16 protein-coding genes are annotated in these 22169 nt (G+C 62.0%); 5 read left to right on the plus strand and 11 right to left on the minus strand.

Annotation, left to right across the window (positions count from 1 at the left end; all coding sequences use genetic code 11):
• Nucleotides 1-6: 6 nt before the first annotated feature.
• From E8L03_RS05360 to E8L03_RS05395, 8 genes are all read right to left on the minus strand, one after another.
• Nucleotides 7-534: a hypothetical protein gene (locus tag E8L03_RS05360; protein ID WP_171266773.1), complete on the minus strand. Its 528-nt coding sequence runs from the start codon at nt 532-534 to the stop codon at nt 7-9.
• A gap of 74 nt (nt 535-608) precedes the next feature.
• Nucleotides 609-1151, minus strand: a complete 543-nt coding sequence (locus E8L03_RS05365) for a hypothetical protein (protein ID WP_171266774.1) — start codon at nt 1149-1151, stop codon at nt 609-611.
• Nucleotides 1152-1161: 10 nt separating this feature from the next.
• Nucleotides 1162-3111, minus strand: coding sequence for a pilus assembly protein PilM (gene pilM, locus E8L03_RS05370; RefSeq protein WP_144305876.1), 1950 nt, complete (start codon nt 3109-3111; stop codon nt 1162-1164).
• A gap of 899 nt (nt 3112-4010) precedes the next feature.
• A complete protein-coding gene (aguB, locus tag E8L03_RS05375; protein ID WP_171266775.1) occupies nt 4011-4880 on the minus strand; it encodes an N-carbamoylputrescine amidase in 870 nt (289 codons plus the stop codon).
• Nucleotides 4881-4897: 17 nt separating this feature from the next.
• A complete protein-coding gene (locus E8L03_RS05380; RefSeq protein ID WP_144305874.1) occupies nt 4898-6478 on the minus strand; it encodes a sigma-54-dependent Fis family transcriptional regulator in 1581 nt (526 codons plus the stop codon).
• A gap of 21 nt (nt 6479-6499) precedes the next feature.
• Nucleotides 6500-7099 carry an indolepyruvate oxidoreductase subunit beta gene (locus tag E8L03_RS05385; RefSeq protein ID WP_144305873.1) on the minus strand — a complete coding sequence of 200 codons (600 nt, stop codon included), beginning with the start codon at nt 7097-7099 and terminating at the stop codon, nt 6500-6502.
• A 4-nt stretch (nt 7100-7103) separates the two neighbouring features.
• The gene (gene iorA, locus E8L03_RS05390) at nt 7104-9026 is read right to left on the minus strand and encodes an indolepyruvate ferredoxin oxidoreductase subunit alpha (protein WP_171266776.1); all 1923 of its coding nucleotides are present in this window, start codon (nt 9024-9026) and stop codon (nt 7104-7106) included.
• An 11-nt stretch (nt 9027-9037) separates the two neighbouring features.
• Nucleotides 9038-9754 carry a tetratricopeptide repeat protein gene (locus E8L03_RS05395; protein ID WP_144305871.1) on the minus strand — a complete coding sequence of 239 codons (717 nt, stop codon included), beginning with the start codon at nt 9752-9754 and terminating at the stop codon, nt 9038-9040.
• Between the two features lie 331 nt (nt 9755-10085).
• Between E8L03_RS05395 and E8L03_RS05400 the strand changes: the two genes are divergently transcribed.
• Together E8L03_RS05400 and E8L03_RS05405 are read left to right on the plus strand one after the other, a co-directional pair.
• Nucleotides 10086-11354 (plus strand): glutamate-5-semialdehyde dehydrogenase, encoded by a 1269-nt coding sequence (locus E8L03_RS05400; protein WP_244963671.1) that lies wholly within the window; start codon nt 10086-10088, stop codon nt 11352-11354.
• 13 nt (nt 11355-11367) lie between these two features.
• On the plus strand, nt 11368-12156 hold the full coding sequence (locus E8L03_RS05405; protein ID WP_167512506.1) for a nicotinate-nicotinamide nucleotide adenylyltransferase: 789 nt from the start codon (nt 11368-11370) through the stop codon (nt 12154-12156).
• A gap of 128 nt (nt 12157-12284) precedes the next feature.
• Here E8L03_RS05405 and E8L03_RS05410 read toward each other — a convergent pair whose 3' ends face one another.
• Together E8L03_RS05410 and E8L03_RS05415 are read right to left on the minus strand one after the other, a co-directional pair.
• Nucleotides 12285-12560 carry a hypothetical protein gene (locus E8L03_RS05410; RefSeq protein ID WP_144305868.1) on the minus strand — a complete coding sequence of 92 codons (276 nt, stop codon included), beginning with the start codon at nt 12558-12560 and terminating at the stop codon, nt 12285-12287.
• 277 nt (nt 12561-12837) lie between these two features.
• On the minus strand, nt 12838-13557 hold the full coding sequence (locus E8L03_RS05415) for a hypothetical protein (protein WP_171266777.1): 720 nt from the start codon (nt 13555-13557) through the stop codon (nt 12838-12840).
• Nucleotides 13558-13817: 260 nt separating this feature from the next.
• On the opposite strand from E8L03_RS05415, the gene E8L03_RS05420 reads away from it, so the two are divergent.
• Nucleotides 13818-14708, plus strand: coding sequence for a flagellin N-terminal helical domain-containing protein (locus E8L03_RS05420; RefSeq protein WP_144305866.1), 891 nt, complete (start codon nt 13818-13820; stop codon nt 14706-14708).
• 163 nt (nt 14709-14871) lie between these two features.
• On the opposite strand, the gene E8L03_RS05425 is transcribed toward E8L03_RS05420, so the two are convergent.
• Nucleotides 14872-17085, minus strand: a complete 2214-nt coding sequence (locus tag E8L03_RS05425; protein ID WP_144305901.1) for a RelA/SpoT family protein — start codon at nt 17083-17085, stop codon at nt 14872-14874.
• A gap of 444 nt (nt 17086-17529) precedes the next feature.
• Here E8L03_RS05425 and E8L03_RS05430 point away from each other — a divergent pair, with 444 nt between their 5' ends.
• Both E8L03_RS05430 and E8L03_RS05435 read left to right on the plus strand, forming a co-directional pair.
• On the plus strand, nt 17530-20739 hold the full coding sequence (locus tag E8L03_RS05430) for a DEAD/DEAH box helicase (RefSeq protein ID WP_144305865.1): 3210 nt from the start codon (nt 17530-17532) through the stop codon (nt 20737-20739).
• 19 nt (nt 20740-20758) lie between these two features.
• Nucleotides 20759-21970, plus strand: a complete 1212-nt coding sequence (locus tag E8L03_RS05435) for an MFS transporter (protein ID WP_171266778.1) — start codon at nt 20759-20761, stop codon at nt 21968-21970.
• Nucleotides 21971-22169 lie beyond the last annotated feature (199 nt).

Genomic DNA, 22169 nt, shown 5'->3' on the forward strand with positions numbered 1-22169 from the left:
CCGTCGCTAATTATAAAGGTTCAGTGGATCCTCGGTAATCGGGATCACACGTTCTTCAACTATCTCTTCGGTGGCGTTCTTTTGTCCGATGATCACGTTTTCCTTCGTGATGGTGGACACAAAGTACCCCTCGGCCGTGACGATTTCTTCGCCCCGTTCATATTCGAAGCCATTGATGATCGCGAGCTCGCGATCGCCCATGACCACGTATCCGGTGTAGGCCAGGTTGAGCCCCTCGGCAGACTGGAGCTCGGCCTTTTCCTGGCGCTGGTCTTGACGGGCGAACTTTTCACGATCGTAGAAGGGGTTGCTGGGCCACTTGGTCTCGGCCAGCTCCAGCTTGTACCGCTCCACTTCCGTGAACTCATCCTTGTTCGCCAAGCCCTTGACCATATCTACCGTGCTGTTGAGCTCTTGGTAGTTCACCTTGGCGTCGGTCCCGATGTCCTGCTGATTCGCGAACAAGTAATAGTATGCCCCGATCAAGAGGCCCACACCCATAACAATCAGGAGAATCGATTCTCGCTTGGACATCTTGCATCAACCTCGACCCTGTACAGGGCTTTGCGTTTCAGCCGTACGGCTGCCATGCGGCATCGGACGGCCCGCTACGCCTCTTCCGTCACGACGGACAATCTCACCTTCATCTTGACTACAAGACCATTGAGTGCTTCCTGCATCTCCAGAGTCTCGATGTGGCGCACATATGGAATACCGCCAAGGTTCTTCAGCAAATCACGGACATTAAAGAACGGACCGAAGAACTCGCAGTTCACGATGACCTGGCCGCTGTTCTCGGAAAGGGTCGCAGGGTCAGGAATGACTTCCTGCGGCTCCATCTTCGAGGCCACGGCGGCCTCCTCGATCTGCCTCGTCACCGCGTCGACCTCTTCCTGGGTCATGGCCTTGTTGGTGACCAGGGCGAGCTCCTTGAGCACCTCGGCCTCATACTGTCGCTTCAGGTCGAGGTACACGGGGTACAGGATCTCCTGCCGCTTGATCTCGGACTTCAGTGCCACGATGTCGCCGTTGAGCCGGGAGACTTTGTTCTTGCTCTGAATATTGAAGAAGAAAGCAAAGAGAATGATGATCGCGAGGCACACCAGTATCTTGATCAGGCTTTGCTTCGGAAGTGGAATTGCGTTGGCCATGGTTCGGTCCTCACATCAGATTGATGTGGATTACGAAGTGCAGCACTTCGCCGGAGGTGGAGAAATCTTCGACCACCCGCTTGTGGATGACCGGGGCATCGAACAATCGGGAGTTTTCAAGCTTGATCAGGTAGCTGGTGAGCGTCGTATCGAACTGTTCCGGATCCCCAAGGACCACGGCGTCCAGAATAAGAAGCTGTTCGCTATCGTCCTGCCTGGCACTGCGGCCACGGCGGCGGCCCTGCTTCTGCTCCTGCTGTTCCGGCTGCTCTCCGGGTCCCAGGTTCAGCTGCATATCCGTGACCTTGATGGACGGCGGCGTGAGCCGCGACAGCTCACTGACCACGGACATGCCTTCGTACATCTGGCTCGCCCGCTTGAGATCGATATTCTTCTGGTTGAGCTTTCTGGCCCACTGGATCAACAGGTTGCGGTTGACCTGCGGCTGATACTGATTGAGCTGCGCCTGCAACGTGGCTATCTCGGTCTGCTTTGCGCCTATGACGGTCTGCTGCCATAAATAGATGCCGAAGAGTATGACGACGATCAGGCCGGCCATGGCCATGATGGCGTTGTCCATCCTTCGGACCTGCCGTTCGCGCTCCTTGGCCCTGTAGGTAAAGAGCAGGTTCGGCGTAATGGTGTTGTCCGAAAGCGCAAGCGCAAGCACCAGGTTGTACTCCAACCGCTCGGACTCCGTGACCGGCCCGACGGCGCCGGGGCCGACGTACTCCGGAGACAGTGGGTCCAAAAGCTGGGAGTTGATGCCGAGCTGCGTGTGGATGAACTCCATGAGCATGCGGTTCGTGGTGATCTCTCCGGAGAAGAAGATCTTTTCCACACGATCCTTGCCCATGGTGGTGGTGTAGTACTCGAATGTGCGCTCCACCTGACGGACCAGCCGTTCCACGGCAGGGCGGATCATGCGCAGCACGTCTTCCTGGCCGAGCTCGGCGCCTGGCTGCGCATTGGACATGTCATAGCCCAGCAGCTTGCTGCGCAGCACGTGCTTGGCTTGGTCCTGCGTCAGGGCCTGCGTACTGGACAGCTGCGGCATCTCGTCTTCCATACTCAGGGAGATGGTAGCCTCGCCGGTGCCGCCCAGGGAGCTGTAGTTCTCCACCAGCGCCTCGACCATGCTGTTGGTGCCGGCCTTGATGCCGCGGCTGAGAACGATGTTGTTGTTTGTGAAGATGTCGATGCGCGACCAGTTGCGGCCGACATAAAGATGCGCATACGTGCGCGCGTCGCTTCCCACCCAGCGGGAGCGGTACAGCGTCTGGATTGCGATGGGCGAGATAGTCGCGCCCGCGAGCTTGACCCCGGCCTTGTGGAACAGGTTTTTGAGGCTCTCTACCTGCTTGCGCGGCGTCAGGTAGACCATGATGGAGAGCTTGGGCTGCCCTTTCTCCACCACCTCTTCCTGCACCTCGAAGTCCAGGATGAACTCGCGGTCGTCAAACTGCTTTTCCTTCTTTACCGTCCAGTAGACGGCATCGGGAATCTGACGACGGGGAACCTTGGGGATCTGAATGTGCCAGAGCTCGGACTTGGCCGAGGAGACCAGAGACCACGCTTCGTACCCCTTGGGCGAACCGCACGTCTCGGAGAGCTTGGCTTTGAGAAATTGGGGGAAATCCGGCCGGTCTGGTGCATCCGGCGTTTCGTAGGGAATACGATGAAAACCGAGAAGCTTCGGCCTTCCGCCGGAATGGCTGACGCGAGCGACACGCAGGCTGTCCGGGCCGATATCGACGCCAACGACAACCTTGCTGCTGCTCTTGCGGGCCACCTTGGCCCCGCGCGGCGCGCGAGCCGACCCAGCGCCCTTGCCCCGGCCCTTCTTACCTTTACCCTGCCCCGCACCGCCTCCGGCAGACGACCCAGCGGAGGCGTCGCCCTTACCACGGATCACGTTGAGAAGCTTGTCAGTGGACGTATCCTTTCCACCTTTGGCCATGCCGTATCTCCTCGCACCATCCCTGTCGGCCGTCTATGCAGTTGCTCACAGGAACAACTGCCCTCTCGACTCGAACTACTGCTGAGCCGGTTGATCTACACATGCCTCCAAGAGGGCTATGCAATTCACTCCGCAACAAAGTCTGCTGGTTCGCAGACTTCTCCTGTTATTGCTCTTTAATTGTAACCGCAATCAAAGTCAATAACTTTTTAGTCAGTGCAATATACATTCGCGGTGTTTCCACCGCTGGGACCCGATCAGGGCAACCCACCGACATCATTGCCTGTGCGATTCAGCACACCCAGGTGACGTCAAAAGTAACAGCGGACATCGCCATGTGCCTTGCCCAAAATTGCGTATTCCACCTTCATTCGTGACGCAATTTTTGGTGTGCAGCCACACCTTTCGTACGCGCACTGCACAATGGCTAACAGAACCGTTGGCCTTCTTGCCTGATGTTCGGAGGAAAGCCCCACCGAATACAACCAACACGCTTCGTGCACCTATTCTTTCTCGCGCCCACAAACAGGCACTAACCCCTTCCCAGTGACGCATCAACCCCCATCTGCAATTGCAAAACGACTACTGCAGTACGAAAACGCAGTCCTATCGCAACAGAAACGCCACCAATATGACGCACCGACCAAATTCGGCAACATGCCTCACTGCGAATATAAATATCAAGAATGGAATAAATTGGAATTACGAATAGCAAGGGACGATGCTTGGTAGTTTTCGGGTAAATTCTACCCGCAACCATCCGCAACCGCATTCCGAGGGCACTTCGTGACGCACGGTAGCACGAGCAACCGCGTGTCAATGATGGAAAAACGTGCCATTCCAGTCACGTTTTCACGACAATACTATGAGGAATACACAGACCGTGCGCAGACGCACACTTAGGAGGAAGGCTTACACAGCGCCCCGTACAGATCAGGGCGGCGATCTCCGAACAAACTCCACTCATTGCGGAGCTTACGAACCGCATTGAGGTCGATTGCGGCGGTTAAAATCGTTTCTTCTTCTTCGTCCGCCTCTGCCACGATTTCGGCAAGGGGGCTGGCGATGAATGAAGAGCCGTAGAAGGTGATTTCACAGCATACGCCCTGCTCCCTGCCCACCCTGTTGGCGGCCATGACAGGCAGCAGGTTCGCGCCGGCATGGCCCACCATGACGGCGCGCCAATGGTTGCGCGTGGAGTAGCCGGGCAGCTCCGGCTCGGAGCCGATTGCCGTGGGGTAGAGCAGCATGTCCGCGCCCATCAGGGCCATGCTGCGCGCGCACTCCGGAAACCACTGGTCCCAGCAGATGCCTACGCCCACACGGCCGTAGCGGCTCTCGAAGACCTTGAAGCCGGTGTCGCCGGGACGGAAGTAGTACTTCTCCTCGTAGCCCGGACCATGGGGAATGTGCGACTTGCGGTACAGCCCCAGGCAGGAGCCGTCCGCATCGTAGACCATACAGCTGTTGTAAAAGGCGTCCCCATCGCGTTCGAAGAAGCTTACAGGCAGCACGACCTCGTACTCCCGGGCCAGGGCGGACATCCGCGAGAGCATGGGGTGGCCTTCCGCAGGCTGGGCCAGCGCAAAGTGCTCGTCCAGCATGTCCTTGCAGAAATACTCGCTCGCAAAAAGCTCGGGGAGCAGTACGACCTGCCCCCCGGCCATGGCCGCCAGGCGCACGAAGTCGCACGCCCGGGCCACGTTGTCCTCGGTGTTCGCGCTCATCGCCATCTGCACGGCGGCGAGCGTCACACAGGAATCTGACATTGTATGGAGGTCCTGCTCTATTTTTTGGAGCGTCCGCTCGATGAGAACTTCTTCGCGTCCAGCCCGTACTTCTTCACTTTGTAGTTCACGATGCGGTAGCTCACCCGCAGATCGCGCGCTGCCTGGAGCATGTTGCCCTTGGCCTTTTTCAGCGCGTCGACGAGCAGCTCCTGCTCGAACTTGGCCACGGCATCACAAAATGAGAGGTTCGTGTCGGTTGCCGAGCTCTCCGCCGTCTGCAGCGTAGGCGGCAGGTGGTAGGTGCGGATCACGGACTCGTCACAGAGCAGCACGGCGCGCTCCAGACAGTTCTTCAGCTCGCGCACGTTACCCGGCCAGTCGTACTGGTTGAGCAGCTCGATGGCGGGTGTGGAGACGCGCTTGATGTCCTTGCTGTACTCCTTGGCGTACACCTTCAGGAAGTGCTCGGCCATGGGCAGGATATCCTCGCGGCGTTCACGCAACGGCGGAATGAAGATCGGGAAGACGTTGATGCGGTAGTAGAGATCCTCGCGGAACTGGCCGTTCTCCACCTGTTCTTCGAGGTTCTGGTGCGTTGCGCAGATTACGCGGACGTCCACGTTGATGGTCTGCTCACTGCCCAGGCGCTGGATCTCCTGCTCCTGGATGGCGCGCAGCACCTTGGCCTGGGCCGAAAGAGACAGCTCGCCGATCTCGTCCAGGAACAGCGTGCCCTGGTGCGCCAGCTCGAACAGGCCCTTCTTGTTCTGCACCGCGCCGGTGAAAGCGCCTTTCTGGTGGCCGAAGAGCTCGCTCTCCACCAGCTCGGACGGCAGGGCTGCGCAGTTCAGTTTGACCAGGGGCATCTCGGCTCGCGGGCTGGCCTGGTGGATGGCCTCTGCAAAGAGCTCCTTGCCCGTGCCGGACTCGCCGCGCAGCAGCACCGTGGCGCGGGACGGCCCCACCTGCCGGACCTGGTTGAGCACCAGGCGCATGGGCTTGGAGGAGGCCACGATGTTGGGCGCCTCGGAGTCCATGTCCGAGCTGCCGGCCATGAGCCCCTGCGCGATGAGGTGCTTCTGCCGGGCGATCTCTTCCTGCAGATACGCCGCCTGGTTGGCAATCATGCCGGCCACCACTTCGAGGAAGCGGCAATGCGCTTCAAGCATGTCTACGGGCTCGCGCGGGATATCCACCGACATGGTGCCGATGACTTCCTGGGCGCCTTCGGAGTCCTTGTTCGGGCTGAGCACCGGCACGCAGACAAAGGCGAGCTTTCCCAGCTCCTCTTCCGTCCGACCGAAGGCCTTGTTCAGAAACGCAGGATGCTCTTTCATCACAGGCACCACCACAGGCTGCCCGGTGGTGAACACCTGACCGGTGATGCCCTGCCCGGGTTCGTACGTGGCCTGGGCATTCTTCATCTGCGCATGCGTGAGCGATACCTTGAGGTGCTTCGTCTCTGGATCAAAGATCGAGATGTGCGGACGAAGCATGCCGTGATCTTCCGCAAGAGTCTTGAGCAAGGTCTTCAGGCTCGACTGAAACGAGCTTTGCGGGCCCATGACCGAGAGTATCTTGCGCAAGGTGTGCAGATACGGTCCGATCTCCTGGGCGCAGGTCGCGACATCATCCATACTATCTTTCCTGGCAGGAGGTTACGCGTTCGAGGCAAGGGCTGCTTCCGCGCCCAGGTTGGCTGCCTCGAGGTTTACTCCCACGATTTTCGGGTTCAGGTTGCGTTCGATGGTCGCCTTCAATGCGTCCACGCCGAACGGCAGGACATCGGTCGCCAGCATGGCGGCCAGAAGCGCAATGTTGCCGCTCTGTATCGCGCCGGCCTTTTTGCCTAGGCTGCGCGCCGGCATCAGGATGGCCCTGGAGGCCACCTTACGCACCGCATGCTCAATGATGGTGATGTCCGGGTACTCCGCCTTTCCCAGGGATACGGCCACCGGCGCTACGGACTCCGTGGAGGAGACCACCACGCCGTTGGGCACGAGATACGGCAGGCCGCGATACGTCTCCAGCGGCTCGAAGCCGATGAGGATATCCGCTTCGCCCGGGCCGATCTTGGGGCTTTTCAGCCCGCCCAGCAGAATGGTGGAAACCACCACGCCGCCGCGCTGGGCCATGCCGTGAATCTCGCCCGAGGTTACATAGATGCCCTGCTCCAGCGCGGTCTGCGCCAGCAGGTTCGTTGCCGTCAAAGTTCCCTGGCCGCCAACGCCCGTCAAAAAGATGCGCGCTTTTTCCATGAGGCTATCCTCTCTTGCGCGCCTTGATGGCGCCGCTCTCTTCGCTTTCTTTGGTGACTTGCGCGCAAACCATGCAACCGGAGCACTGGACCGGATCCACGGCCACTTCCGAGTCCTCGCGGTAGAACGCCGGGCAGGCCAGAGACTCCAGGCAGGCGTCCACGGCCGGGCCCTGCTCGGCAACGTCCGCGATCACGGTGGGCTTGCGGCCCATGGAGCGGCGCGCGAACAGCACGCAGGGCTCTTCGGCAATAAGCACCTTGACGCCGGGCAGCTCGGCCAGCTCGCTCAGCGCAGCCAGTGACGCATTGAGTTTGTTCGGGTTCACCTTGCGCACGTGCTCCACGCCAACAGCGCGGCACACGGCCTCGATATCCACCTTCACCTCGTTCTCGCCGGCCAGCGTGGCGTCCACGCCGGGGTTCGGCTGGTGGCCGGTCATGGCCGTGGTGCGGTTGTCCAGCACCACCAACAGCACATTGTGCTTGTTGAACACGGCGTTGACCAGACCGGTAATGCCGGAGTGGAAGAAGGTGGAGTCGCCGATGAAGGCGAGCACGGGGCGCTTGTCGAACCGGGCCATGCCGGAGCCGCCGGAGATGGACGAGCCCATGCAGAACAGGAAGTCCGCACAGGAGAGCGGCGGCAGGATGCCCAGGGTGTAACAGCCGATGTCCGAGGAGTAGACGGCGTTGTCGCCGAACTGCTGGCGCACGGCATAGTACAGCGCACGGTGCGAGCAGCCGGCGCAGAGGTTCGGGGGACGCGTGGGCAGCCCTTCCACCGGCTCGGCGGCCGTGGCCGGCGCTTCCGGCGTAAAGGACGGGTCCACGAGCTTTTGCAGGGCGTTGGCCGCCACGCGGGTCTCGTACTCGCCATAGCGCGGCAGACCGATGCCGCCTTCATGCTCGAAGTCGTGGCCCACGCCGCTCATCTTGCCCAGCACCTCGGTGTCCAGGCCGGCGCGCTTGGCCAGCTCGCGAATCTCGCGCTCCAGCACAGGCTCACCCTCTTCGAGCACGAGCAGCTTCTTCACCTCGCCCAGCAGCGAGGCAAGGCGCTTCTCCGGCAGCGGGTAGGTGAGTCCCAGCTCCAGCACGCGGATTGTGTCGCCCAGACCGGTCATCTCCAGCGCGTCATTCATATAGGCGCGGCTGATGCCGGTGGCGACCACAGCCACGTCGCCTTTGCCGCGCTCAGTCATCCAGGGGCTCTGCTCCGCCTCGGCGGAAACCGCGGCGAGGTGGTCCAGCAGGGCCAGGCGCATGGAGCGGGCGAACGCCGGGATGGGCACGTACTTGGAAGGATTCTTGACGAACGGCTTGGGGTCGGCCTTGCGGGCGGGCTCCGACACATCGCCGAACACGACCGGTCCGCGGATGTGGTTGACGCGCGTGGTGGTGCGCAGCAGCACGGGACGGCCGGTGCGGCGCGAGAAGAGCAGCGCCTCCTTGGCCATGTCCTTGCACTCCTGGGCCGTGGCCGGCTCGAACACCGGCAGACCGGCAAGGCGACCATAAATACGGTTGTCCTGCTCGTTCTGGCTGGAGTGGCAGCCCGGGTCATCCGCGGACAGCAGCACCAGGCCGCCGGGCGAGCCCACATAGGCGATGGTGCACAGCGGATCGGCCGCCACGTTCACGCCCACATGCTTCATGGTCACCAGGGTCATGGCGCCGGCAAGCGAAGCGCCGCCGCCCACTTCCAGGGCGACCTTCTCGTTGGGCGAGTACTCGAAATGATAATCCGCGTTTTCCGCCGCGGCGTGCTTCACGCGGTAAAACGTATCCGGGACTTCGGAGGACGGCGTACCCGGGTAGCAGGTAACGCAGTCAATGCCGGCTTCTATGGCGCCGCGCACAATGGCTTCGTTGCCAAGAAGGAGCCGCGTTTCTCCCGGCTTGGTATCCATCAGAGGATGGGGCATCCAAAAAGCTCCTAGCTTTCTTTGTTCATTTGCGCTTCCAGTCGCGCAATCTTGTCCTTCAGATACATCTGTGGCCGGGACTCGTCGCTCGCCGCGATCTTCTTCAGCGCGTCAACGGCGCGGGCGTAGTTGCCCGACTCCTCGGCAGCGTTGGCGATCATGCGATTGAGCGGCACATAGAAGCTCTCGCCGGCCATGGCCAGCGCGTCTTCCAGCACCTGCAGCGCTTCCTTGCTCTTGTCGTCCTGCATGAGCGACTGGGCGCGGCCGATGGAGCTGATGACCTGGAAGGTCTGCCCCTGATCCTTGCCCACGGTCTGCCAAGCCTCGGCGGCGCGTTCGTACTGGCCGGCGTCGGCCAGCTCGGAAGCAAGCTCCAGACGCACGCCTTCCTTCAGCTCGCCAGGCGCGCTTTTGAGAAACTGCTCCAGCGCGGCGATGCGTTCCTCGCCAGCAGGTTGGGCAAGGATGGTGCCCAGCTCGTTGCTGGCCTTGGTCATGGCCTGCCCCTGGGTGTACTCCCAGATGCCGTAGCCGGCGATAACGAGCAGGAAGACCACCAGCCCTGCGGCCAGCGGCTTGATGTGGTCGACGATGAACTGCAGCAGCGGGTGCAGATCGTCAGATACTTCGAGGTCCTCAAGAGCCCCTGCGATGCCGGAGTGATGCTGCGCCGGAGCGCCGTTCGGTTCGCCCTTCGAAGACTTGGTATTGTTGCGTGCGGCCATGGAAGAGATTCCTCCTCTCTACGCATTCAAAACGACGTGTTCACCACGATGCAATCACGGAACCGGACTGGCGAAAAAACCGCCAGCCCGCCAACCTGCGATCGCTTTGGTTTTGCGGACGGACTGTGCTAGTAACAGTCGAAGCCGTTGCCGGGAACCCCTCCCGGCGAGAAGGCTTGTAAGTCTTCTCTTACAGGATTGTCAAAAAGATTGTCGCGACTTTTTTCTGTTTTTTAAACAAACCTGCCGACATCATTACTGATTTTCAATTTTGACAAAATGGATAATCGACTCGCTTCAATACCGTACATATGGAGAAGGAGCAAAACACATGTCTGAACAGTCCATTCCTGAGCTCATGCAGACCATAGGCCGCCGCGCCAAGGCGGCTTCCCGTATCCTGGCCGCGGCCAGCCCGGCCGCCAAGAACCAGGCGCTGGAGGCGCTGGCCTCCCTCATCGAGCAGCGCGGCCCGGAGATTACCGCAGCCAACGAGAAGGACCTTGCCGCCGCCAAAGAGCGCGGCATGGACGCCGCCCGGCTGGACCGCCTCGGCCTGACGCCCCGCGTGCAGGCGGAGATGGCCCAAGCCTGTCGCGACGTTGCGGCCCAGGACGATCCCGTGGGCGCCATGGAGACCATGTGGCAGCGGCCCAACGGCCTCCAGGTGGGCAAGATGCGCATCCCCCTCGGCGTCATCGCCATGATCTACGAGTCCCGCCCCAATGTGACCGTGGACTCCGGCATTCTCTGTCTCAAGGCCGGCAACGCCATCATCCTGCGTGGCGGCTCCGAGGCCATCCACTCCAACCTCTACCTTGCCTCCCTGGTGCACGAAGCCCTGGAGAGCGCCGGTCTGCCGGCCAACGCCGTGCAGGTGGTGCCTATCACGGACCGCGCCGCCGTCCAGGAGCTCCTGACTCTGGAAGACTACGTGGACGTGGTCATTCCCCGTGGCGGCGAGACGCTTATCCGCGCCGTTGTGGAAGGCGCGCGCATGCCCGTGCTCAAGCACTACAAGGGCGTGTGCCACGTGTACGTGGATGCGGATGCGGATCTGGAGGAGGCCGTGGCCATCGCAGAGAACGGCAAGTGCCAGCGGCCCGGCGTGTGCAACGCCCTGGAGGCCCTGCTGGTGCACCAGGATGTCGCCGAGCAGTTCCTGCCCATGGTGGCGGACAAGCTCGCTGCCGCCGGCGTGGAGCTGCGGGCCTGCCCCCGCTCTCTGCCCCTGATGGGCGACAAGGCCGTGCCCGCCACGGACGACGACTGGGGCAAGGAGTTCCACGAGCTGATCCTGGCCGTGAAGACCGTCTCCTCCATGCAGGAGGCCCAGGACCATATCGCCGAGCACGGCTCCAACCACACGGAGGTCATCTGCACCCGCAACTACGAGCGCGCCCTGCGCTTCCTGCGCGAGGTGGATGCTTCCATGGTCGGGGTCAACGCCTCCACCCGCTTCAACGACGGCGGACAACTCGGCCTGGGCGCGGAGATCGGCATCTCCACCTCCAAGCTCCACTCCTACGGCGTCATGGGGGTAAAGGAGCTGACCACCACCAAGTTCGTCGTTTTGGGCAATGGCCAGGTCCGCGCCTAGGACGCACCGGCCCATGAGCAATTCTACGGAAGAGCGTCTCGGCGGTCCGGGTTCGGTGTGCATCTATGGGGGATCGTTCAACCCCATGCACTCCGCGCACATCCGCGTCGCCGTGGCGCTCCATGAAGCCGCCGGCATGGAGCGCGTGGACATCATGCCGGCAGCAACGCCGCCGCACAAGCCGAACTGCCGTCTGCTGCCCATGTCCCTGCGCATGGCGATGGCCCGCGCCGTGGAAGCGCGACTCAACACCGGCGGCTCAGCCTCTCCCACGCACTACCGCGTCTCCGACCTGGAGGCGCGCCGCACGGGACCGTCCTACACCGTGGATACGCTACGCGAGTACCGCCGCACCGAGCCGGATGCGCGGCTCTTCTTCTGCCTCGGCGCCACGGACATGATCGTCCTGGATACCTGGCACGCATGGCGGGAGCTGTTCGAGCTCGCCACTTTCGTCGTCGTTACCCGCGGTGCGAATGACGTGCAGGACGTGCTCGAATTCATGGGCCGCTACCCGGACCTCTTCCCGGACGCTTCTTCGGAAATACGCGCCCTCTCCGCCGGCTTCGGCGGCGAGTATCCCCACAGCGGCCCGGAGTACGCACACATCCACTGGCGCGGCGGCTGGGCTCCGTTCATGACCATGCCCCGGCAGGATGTCAGCGGCTCCATGATCCGCACCCTGTGGCGCGCGGACCGGTCGCTCCTGGGCCTCATGCCCGAATGCGTGGAAGACGTGCTGCTGGCGAATGCTCCGGCCGTGGATGCGGCCTGGGGCGCACGGGACTCAGCACAGGGATAGCAGATGATTCTATCTGGATGATCCGAGGGCGTTGCCCTCGGGCTCCCACCAGGGAGCACTGCTCCCTGGACCCAGATCTGGGGTCCAGGGGGCGTGGGGGACGGCGTCCCCCGCACTGACCGCCAACTCTATTTCTTGTCTTCGGGGCGGCGCAGGATGCCTTTGCGGATAAAAACAGTTTCGCCGGGGCGCATGTACATGGAGTCGTTCCGCTTGGGCAGGGCGATGGTGCAGGGGCTCTCGCGCAGCTCCACCTCCTGGCCCGGTTCGATGATGCCCTTGAGTGGGGCTTCCATGTCGTCCCAGAACACCTGGTAGTCGTAGGGAACAGAGTCCTTGTTCTGCAGCAGACCGGCCAGGGCCGGAGCGGCAAACAACAGGACGCCGGCGATGGCGAGAAACACGGCCCGGCGCGCCTTCTTTCCAAGCAAATCAGAGTGATGCATCGTTGGTACGACCCGTTGCATAAGGTTGCGGCCGTCCTGGCCCGTAATTCGTCGTATTAAGTAGGATGCACGGTGGCGGTGCGTGTGACCGAGGCAGGTCACAGTCCGGTCCACGCGTCCATCACCCTCGCCCGCTCTGCTCGTCCGCCTGTTCTTCTGCCGGATGTCCGAGAGCATCGCCTGGACACGCCATGATTTCCGCGGCCCGGATTGGCGCCAGAAGCCGACAGTGCAATCAGCTTCCGGGGGTCAGCGCTGCGGGCTGGATGACCGGCTTGAGCGTGGCCTGCTCGAACACACCGTCGCCGTCGCCGTCAAAGAAGCCGTGGACCTCGCCGCTCACCGTATCCTCCACCACATAGCCGTAGACGCGGCGGTGGTGCTTCTGGCCGGGAGCATTGAAGGCGAACAGCTTGATGCGCACGCCCGACTTGCCTTTTTCCTTGAACACCCGGCCCACGGTGTCGTCGCCGGGGATGTCCGGAAAGGCGTCGAAGGGCGAGATGTCGCCGAGCACGCGGCCGTCTTCCGCCGCCTCGTCCGAGGCAAGCAGCAGGTCATCCACCGTGGGGTACGGGCCTTCGCCCTGCAGCACGATGGCGGGCTCCACCGAACGAATGCCGCCAAAGCCGTTCTTCTGCGCGGAGTCCGTCGCCAGGGCACCCTTTTCGCCACCGATGACGTATCCCTGGGCAGTCTCGCCCGGGCCCATCTCTTTTGTGCTGTCGGCAGCGGGCTTGTCCTCTGCCTTGGTCTTTTTCGTGGTCTGCTTCTTTTCCACGGGTTTCGTTTCTTTCTTGGGCTCCGGCGTCTGCTTCGTTGCCGGCTGGGCGATGGTTTCCTGATCCTGCGGCGGCGGGCTCTTGAAGAGCGCGCAACCATGCGCAGTCAGCAGCGTGCCTACGGCCACGGCTGCGAGCGCTATCTTTCTGAATTGCGTATGTCGTGTATTCATATGGTGATTCCTCTTAACGCCTCCAAGCGCATGCATCTGGTAGCACCTCCTGCCCCCTGATGCAAAAAATAATCGCGCCCCCTAAAGATGGGCATGCCCTGCGTCCGAAAAGACAGACGAGTGAGGAGAAGTCTATCTCCCATCCACCCTGGACGGGTGGGGTGTACTTCCGGCCGTATGCCGGTGCAGGACGGGCGGCGCAACAACGCCCCTCGATTTTTGGCAAGGACGCCAAGAAAAACATTCACGGAGGAATAGCTATGTCACTGGTTATCAATCACAACATGATGGCCGCCAACGCAGCGCGCAACCTGAGCACCTCGTACAGCGATCTCGGCACCTCTGTCCGCCGACTCTCCTCGGGCCTCCGGGTGGGCACTGCGGCTGACGACGCCGCCGGCCTCGCCATTCGCGAGCTCATGCGCTCGGACATCGCCGCCCTGAACCAGGGTGTGCGCAACGCCAACGACGCGATCTCCATGATCCAGACGGCGGACGGCGCCCTGGGCGTCATCGACGAAAAGCTGATCCGGATGAAGGAGCTTGCCGAGCAGGCCGCCACCGGCACCTACAGCTCGGACCAGCGTCTGATCATCGACTCCGAGTACCAGGCCATGGCCTCGGAGATCACCCGTATTGCCAACGCCACGGACTTCAACGGTGTGTACCTGCTCAACGGCAACCTGTCGTCGGACACGCACAGCGGTTCCGGGCTGCAGGCCACTGGCAAGATGAAGATCCACTTCGGCACGGCCAACGACTCGTCCGAGGACTACTACTACATCAAGATCAACAGCGCGACTGCGTCGAGCCTTGGTGTGGGCAACCAATCCGCAAGCGGCGACGGCTTCTCCATCTCCACGCAGGAAGGCGCCCAGAAGGCCCTGTCCGCATTGGAAGACGCCATCGTCTCCAAGGACAAGATTCGCGCAAACCTGGGCGCTCTGCAGAACCGTCTGCAGAACACCATCACCAACCTGGAAATCCAGTCTGAGAACCTGCAGGCTGCCGAGTCCCGCATCTCCGACGTGGACGTCTCCCAGGAGATGACCTCGTTCGTGCGCAACCAGATCCTGACCCAGTCCGCGGTGGCCATGCTCTCGCAGGCCAACTCCCTGCCGCGGATGGCCCTCACGCTCGTGGGCGGCTAACCCACAAGGGAATCTGACTCACAACCATCGCGAAATCAACCAATCGCGGCACACGAGGGACGCCTGCACACTCCCGATCCGCGACATCTCCCACTCGCCAGACGCGCCAGAAAGAGGGCCCCGAAAGGGGCCTTCTTTGTTTTACGAGCATTGATCAAAATACTCATCCATGCTGGTGGCCGCCCTCGCCGCGCACAGGCGCGGTCACGCGGATGGCCTCCAGCACGTCGTCCAGGGCTGAGAGCTTGTCCAACACCACATAGAGCATGGCCGCTTCGCGCACCTGCACGGTAAAGACGATCTCGGTGTTGCCGTCCACCGTGGAGTGGAAGTGGCCGGCATCGATATTCACGCCCTCCTGCGCCAGCAGGGTGGAGACGCGGCTGAGCACGCCGCTGCGGTTGCGGGAGATGATACGGATCTTGGCCGGGTACGGCGTCTCCATGTCCCCGCCCCAAGAAACAGGGATGATGCGTTCGGGCTCCACGTTCTGCACGTTGGGGCAGTCGGCCGTGTGCACGGTGACGCCGCGGCCGCGGCTGATGTAGCCCACGATGGTGTCGCCGGGTAGCGGGTTGCAGCAGCCGGCGAAGCGCACGAGCACGTCGTCCACGCCCTTGATGGAAACGCTGTCCATGGACTGGGCGCGCTTGGTCTCCTCCGGCGTCATGTCGGCCTTGGAGGTCTCTGCCGGGGCTCTGCCCTTCTCCTTGTCCCGCTCCTTCTCCTCAGGCTTGGGCCTGGTGGGCTGGAGCTTGTTCAGCACCTTGCGCGGCGTGATGCGCGCGTAGCCCACGGCGGAGAGCAGATCGTCCTGCTCCTTGAAGGAGAACTCGCCGGCCAGCTCGTCGAACACGCCGTCCTTGAGCGCCTTGGCCACGTTGATGCCCATCTTGCGGCCTTCTTTCTCCAGCAGCTCCTTGGCAAGGGCTATGGCGCGGGCGCGTTCCTCGGTTCGCAGGTAATGGTGGATGCGCGTGCGAGCCTTGGCCGTGTTCACGAACTTCAGCCAGTCCCGGCTGGGGTGGCGCTGCTTATCCGTGATGATCTCCACGGTATCGCCGTTCTTCAGCGGCGTAGAAAGCGGCACGAGCTTTCCGTTGACCTTTCCGCCGGCGCAGTGGTCGCCGATGTCCGTGTGGATGAGGTAGGCGAAGTCCACCGGAGTGGCGCCTTCGGGCAGCTCCTTCACGTCGCCCTGGGGCGTGAAGACGTAGACCTCATCCTTGAAGAGGTCGAAGCGCAGGGAGCGCATGAACTCGCGCGAGTCGCTCTCCTGTTTCTGCCAGTCCAGAATCTGCCGGAGCCAGGAGAACTGCTCGGCCTCCTTGGTGCGGACCTTGCCGTGGTCCTTGTAGCGCCAGTGCGCGGCCACGCCGTACTCGGCGAGCTGGTTCATCTCCTCGGTGCGGATCTGTATCTCGATGCGCTCACCGTCCGGCCCGATGACCGTGGTGTGCAGGCTCTGATACATGTTCGCCTTGGGCATGGAGATGTAGTCCTTGAACCTGCCGGGCACGGGACGCCAGGCGGCGTGCACCAGGCCGAGCGTGGCGTAGCAGTCCTTGATGGACTTGAGGATCACGCGGAAGGCAATGATATCGTAGACCTGGTCCAGCGTGAGGTTCTGCTGCACCATCTTGTGGTAGATGGAGTAGATATGCTTGGTGCGACCGGAGACGCGGCCCGGGATGTCGTTCTCCTGGAGCATCTCTTCGAGCAGGACGATGACCTTCTCGATGTACTCCTTGCCGCGCACCTGGTAGCGCTCCACGCCGGAGCAGAGCTGGTTGTACATGTCCGGCTTGAGGTAGCGCAGGGAGAGGTCTTCCAGCTCCAGCTTGAGCCTGTGCAGACCGAGGCGGTTGGCCAGGGGCGCATAGATGTCCATGGTCTCCTGGCTGATGATCTTCTGCTTCTCAGCCGGCATGAACTCCAGGGTGCGCATGTTGTGCAGCCTGTCCGCAAGCTTGACTATGAGCACGCGGATGTTCTCGGCCATGGAGAGGATCATCTTGCGGATGTTCTCGGCCTGGGCCTGCTCCTTGGTCTCAAAGGGCATCTGGCTGATCTTGGTGACGCCCTCGACGATGTCGCCGACCTCTTCGCCGAACTCCTCGTCGATCTCCTCGATGGAGACCTTGGTGTCCTCCACCGTGTCGTGCAGCAGGCCGGAGGCGATGGTGGCCTCGTCCAGCCGCATGTCGGCCAGGGTGTTGGCTACTTCCAGGGGGTGGGAAAGATAGGGTTCGCCGGATCGGCGCACCTGACCGGCATGGGCGGCTGCGGAAAAGACGTATGCCTTTTGGATAAGGTCCACGCCGGAATCCGGCATGTAGGCGCGTACCTTTTCGAGTATTTCGCCGATGCGTACAATGGGCCTGCTTGCGGGCTTTGGCGCATCCGTCGGCTCGCAGCTGGCTTGATTTTGCTGAGTGGAAATATCGTGAACCATGCTTTCCTGATACTCGCAAAGCCCTACTTTCTTCAAGTCATGTAAGGGGGTTTACATACAGTTCCCCTCCTTTTGCGACCCCCCATACGGAATTGTTGCCAATTTGCAAAATTAAGGTAGAATGAGCGACTGCAACGCGCCTGGGGTATTTTGCCAAGTAAAACACCGTGCACAATCACCCACCCGCGGTGCCAAATGTTTTTCTATCCAATTCGTAGATTTATGGTCGAACGGTTTGCCCAATGCCCGTGAAGGCAGTCCATCGAAACGCCGGCCCCAGACGCACCCTGGCATTGCGCTCGCGTATCGTGAAAGGTCACGCCGTATGTTACGATGCGCACGTCAGGAAGGAGCTGTACATTGTCCATGGATAAAGGCGAAGAGAGCCTGGTCAAAGGCCTGCTCAACGAATTCGTCACCGATTCTATACCCGAATACCTGCTCGAAGGATCCCAGCAGATTGTCGCCAATGGCGGTGTACAGAAGCTCTCGCTCAAAAAGGGCGAGACCTTCTGGGAGATCAACGGGAACATCCAAGGCGAGGACTTTCAGGTCTACTCTCCCGAGCTTTCTGTCAATCTCAAAGAAAATCGCATCAGCTACTACTGCAACTGCCCGGACTCATTCTCCGGCGTCTGCAGACACATTGGGGCCACGGCCCTCAAGTTTCTGAGCTCCATGGAGTCGCGCGACGAAGACGCCGCGCCCGCCAAACCACGTACCGAATGGCGCCAGGTCTTCCGCTCCTTCTTCTCCACAGAGCCGGAGCCCGAAGCCGGACGCCACTACCTCATATACCGTTTTTATCCGGAACCCGGCCGCCTGCAGGTGGCCTTCTTCCGGGCTCGGCAGAACAAGTCCGGCCTCTCCACGGTGCAGAACGAGGTCACCCTGGAGCAGATCATCAACAATCCGGACTGGAGCGAGAACGCTCCCCTGCTGCCCAAGGTGGCCCAGCAGATCGGCGGCTACATCGACTACTTCGGCCATCGAGTGGATATTCCCGACGGCCTGCTGGCTTGGTTCTTCCGCGCCCTGCGCCGGGAGTTCTATCTGTTCTGGCGGGATACGGAGCAGCCCTGCCGTGTGGAGCGCAAGACCATGCGGCTCATGCTCACGCCTCATCTGGAGGACGAGGGCCTGCGCCTGGAAGTCATGCTGGGCCGCGAAGGCAAGCCACCCTTCCCCATCGTGGGACAGGAGGCCTACTTCTACGGCCAGATGCCCATCTGGGTCTGCTGGAACAAGGCGTTCTACCCGGTGCAGACCGGGCTGGAGCCCCAGCTCATCCAGGAGATCGTGGCCGAGCAACCCATCATTTCGCACACGGACATCTCCGAGTTCCTGGACCGCGTCTGGACGCGCCTGCCTGCTTCCGAGCTGCACGGACAGGAAGAGTTCCTGGAGCAGATGAAGCCCATCTTCGTCCCGGCCACGTACAATCCCAAGCTCTTCCTGGACGAGGAAGGCAGCCTGCTCACCCTGCAGATAGAAAATGTGTACGAGACCGAGCACGGCGAGGTGTCCCTGCCCGGCCCAAATCCGGATCTGCAGACCGGCAGCTACCAGAGCGAGGCCAAGGCGTACCTCATCCGCCGTAATCAGGAGGCCGAGGCCGCACTGACCCAGAAGCTGCAGGACATGAACTTCCAGCCGCGCTCCAACTCCATCTGGTTCCTGGAGCCGGAGGAGGCCATCGCCTTCCTGCTGGACGCCTACCCCGCCCTGGTGCAGGAGTACCGCGTCTACGGCGAGAAGAACCTGACCCGCTACAAGGTCCGTCTCTCGCAGCCTGTCATCACGGCCGAGGTGGAGTCCAACGAGGACGAGAAGTGGTTCGAGCTGGATCTGGCCGTGGAGTACGACGACCAGCGCGTGCCCATCGACAAGATCTGGGAAGCCTGGACCCAGGGCAAGCGCTACGTCCAGCTCAAGGACGGCTCCTATACCTCCCTGCCGGAAAGCTGGCTGGAGAAGCTGGGCCACAAGCTGCGCAGCCTGGGTCTGGATCCGGACAAGCCGCCGCAGAAGAAGTTCAAGCAGTTCGAGGCGCCGGTGCTGGATAAGATTCTGGACGACGTGCCCCACGCCGTGACCGACTCGTTCTGGGAAAAGCTGCGCACCAAGATCCACTCCTTCAGAGAGATCCGGCAGCTGGCCACACCGGAGGGCCTCAATGCCGAGCTGCGTCCCTACCAGGGGCAGGGCCTCTCCTTCCTCAACTTCCTCAAGGAGTACGGCTTCGGCGGCATCCTGGCGGACGAAATGGGCCTGGGCAAGACCGTGCAGACACTCGCCTTCCTGCTCTATCTGCACAACAAGGGCATCACCGGCCCCAACCTCATCGTCGTGCCCACCTCGGTTCTGCCCAACTGGGAGCGCGAGGCCGAGAAGTTCGCCCCGCTTCTCACGCGGCTGATCATCTACGGCACCCGCCGCGAGAGCCTGTTCAAGAAGATCAAGAAGTCCAATGTGGTCATCACCACCTACGCCCTGCTGCGGCGCGATCTGGAAGAGCTGCAGAAGTACGAGTTCTCCACGATCATCCTGGACGAGGCGCAGAACATCAAGAACCCGAACACCATTACGGCGCGTAGCGTGCGCAAGCTTTCGGCCAAGCAGCGCATCTGCCTTTCGGGTACGCCCATCGAGAACAACCTTTTCGAGCTCTGGTCGCTCTTCGAGTTCCTCATGCCGGGCTTCCTCGGCTCGCAGCACTCCTTCCAGCGCGGTATCGTCAAGCCCATCAAGGACGGCGACGCCGAGACTCTGGACTACCTGCGCCAGCGCGTGAAGCCGTTCATCCTGCGCCGCACCAAGAGCGAGGTGGCCAAGGACCTGCCGCCCAAGATCGAGAACGTTTACTACTGCGCCCTGGCCGACGAGCAGCTGGAGCTCTACGCATCCCTGGCCAAAAAGCTCAAGGAGCAGGTGCTGCAGGACGTGGACGAGAAGGGTATCGCCAAGAGCCAGATGTCCATTCTCGATGCGCTGCTCAAGCTGCGCCAGATCTGCTGCCATCCCAGACTGCTCAAGCTGGACATGCCCGGCGTCTCCACCAACCTGCCCTCTGGCAAGTTCGACGCCTTCAAGGACATGGTTACGGACATCATCGAGGAAGGCCACAAGGTGCTGGTCTTCTCCCAGTTCGTGCAGATGCTGCATATCATCCGCAGCTGGCTGCAGATCAGCCAGACGCCCTTCGCCTATCTGGACGGCGCCTCCAAGGACCGCTTCGACCAGGTGGACCGCTTCAACAACACGCCGGAGATTCCCATCTTCCTTATCTCCCTGAAGGCGGGCGGCACCGGCCTGAACCTCACGAGCGCGGACTATGTCATCCACTACGATCCGTGGTGGAACCCGGCCGTGGAGAGCCAGGCCACGGACCGCACCCACCGCATCGGCCAGACGCGGCAGGTGTTCTCCTACAAGATGATCTGCCAGAATACGGTGGAGGAGAAGATACTCAAGCTGCAGGACCAGAAGCGCGACGTGGCCGAGGCCATCATCCCCGGCCAGGACGCCTGGAAGAGCCTGACGCGCAACGATCTCGAAATGCTTTTCGAGGTTTAGCCGCGACAGCGAGCTCGATATGCCCGACCGATCGGGGACAGAAAAGCTCCCCCGCCATCTGCTCATCGCTTTGGGCGTGCTCTGGCTGCTTATGTTCACCATACGCAGCCAGTTCATCGCCATCCTGCCCCTGTTGCCGGCTATCGGCCAGGAGACCGGCGCCTCCACGGCGTCGCTGGGCTGGCTCGTCTCGGGCTACGCCCTGGCCATCGGCGTCACCACCCTGTTCTGGGGACCGGTCTCCGACCGCATCGGCCGCCGCAAGATCCTGATCATCGGCTCAGCGTCCGTGGCCGTGGCCCTGGTGCTGCACGGCTTCATGCACAGCTACGCCGGTTTTCTCATCGCCCGCGTGGTCACCGGCATGGTGGCCGGCATGTGCACCTCCGGCATTCTGGCCTACATGGGCGACGCCTTTCCCGCCAACCGCCGCGGCTGGGCCATGGGCGTGGTCATCAGCGGTTTTGCCTTCGGCCAGGTGGCCGGACTGCCGCTGGCCACGTGGATGGCGGGGATCCACGGCTATCGCACGCCGTTCGTGGCTTTTGGCGGGCTCATGGTCCTGTGCGCCGTGGGCATCTGGTTCTTCGTCCCCCAGCCGGAGAATGTGGTCCCGAGGCGGCGGCCCCTGTCCGAACTCATGGCCGACTACCGCCATATCCTGGCCTCGCGCGAGCTGGGCACGGCCATGGTGGTCGGCATCCTCATCCTCTCCGGCATGTCCGTGTACATCACCTACCTGCCCATCTGGATGAACGAAGTCCTGCACATGACGCCGCAGCAGACGGCCTGGACCTTCTCTTTCGCCGCCGTGGCCATTCTGGTGGCTGCGCCGCGCGCCGGCAGGCTCTCGGACCGCATCGGCCGGCGTTGGGTCATTGCCGGCGGCACTGCGGCCGTGGGCGTCCTCGTGCTGCTCACTCCCCTTGCCGGCCTGTTCCCCTACGGCATCACCGTTCTGTACTTCGTGATGATGGGCTTTGGCTCGTCCCGCGCCTCCGGCTTTCGCACGCTGCAGACCGAGCTCGTGCCGGACGCATTTCGCGGCCAGTACCTCTCCCTGGGCAACGCCTTCGAGCAGCTCGGCTTCGGACTGGGCAGCGCTCTGGCCGGCCTGCTCTACGGTTCCTTCGGCTTTTTTGCCAACTGCGTCTCAGTCTCCATCTTCTCCGCAATCGTCGTAGTCTTCGTGTTCCTGCGGCTGCCCGAGACGCGCAGCGCTTCGGCGTAATTCACAACTTCGCCGGCGCCTGCCTGGGCGGCTTGATCTACGCCGCCTCGGCTCTACGACGACCTCCATCGCCTCTGCCGCCGTCACTGGCGTCATCCTCGTTCTGCCCCGCCGCTCTGTGTAGAATGCGGCGCGCACCCAATAATAGGAAAAGGCCCCCGCGCAGCAACCTGCATGGGGGCCTTTTCCAAAGACACTG

Origin of the sequence: Oceanidesulfovibrio marinus (assembly GCF_013085545.1) — a bacterium.
Taxonomy (GTDB): Bacteria; Desulfobacterota; Desulfovibrionia; order Desulfovibrionales; family Desulfovibrionaceae; genus Oceanidesulfovibrio; species Oceanidesulfovibrio marinus.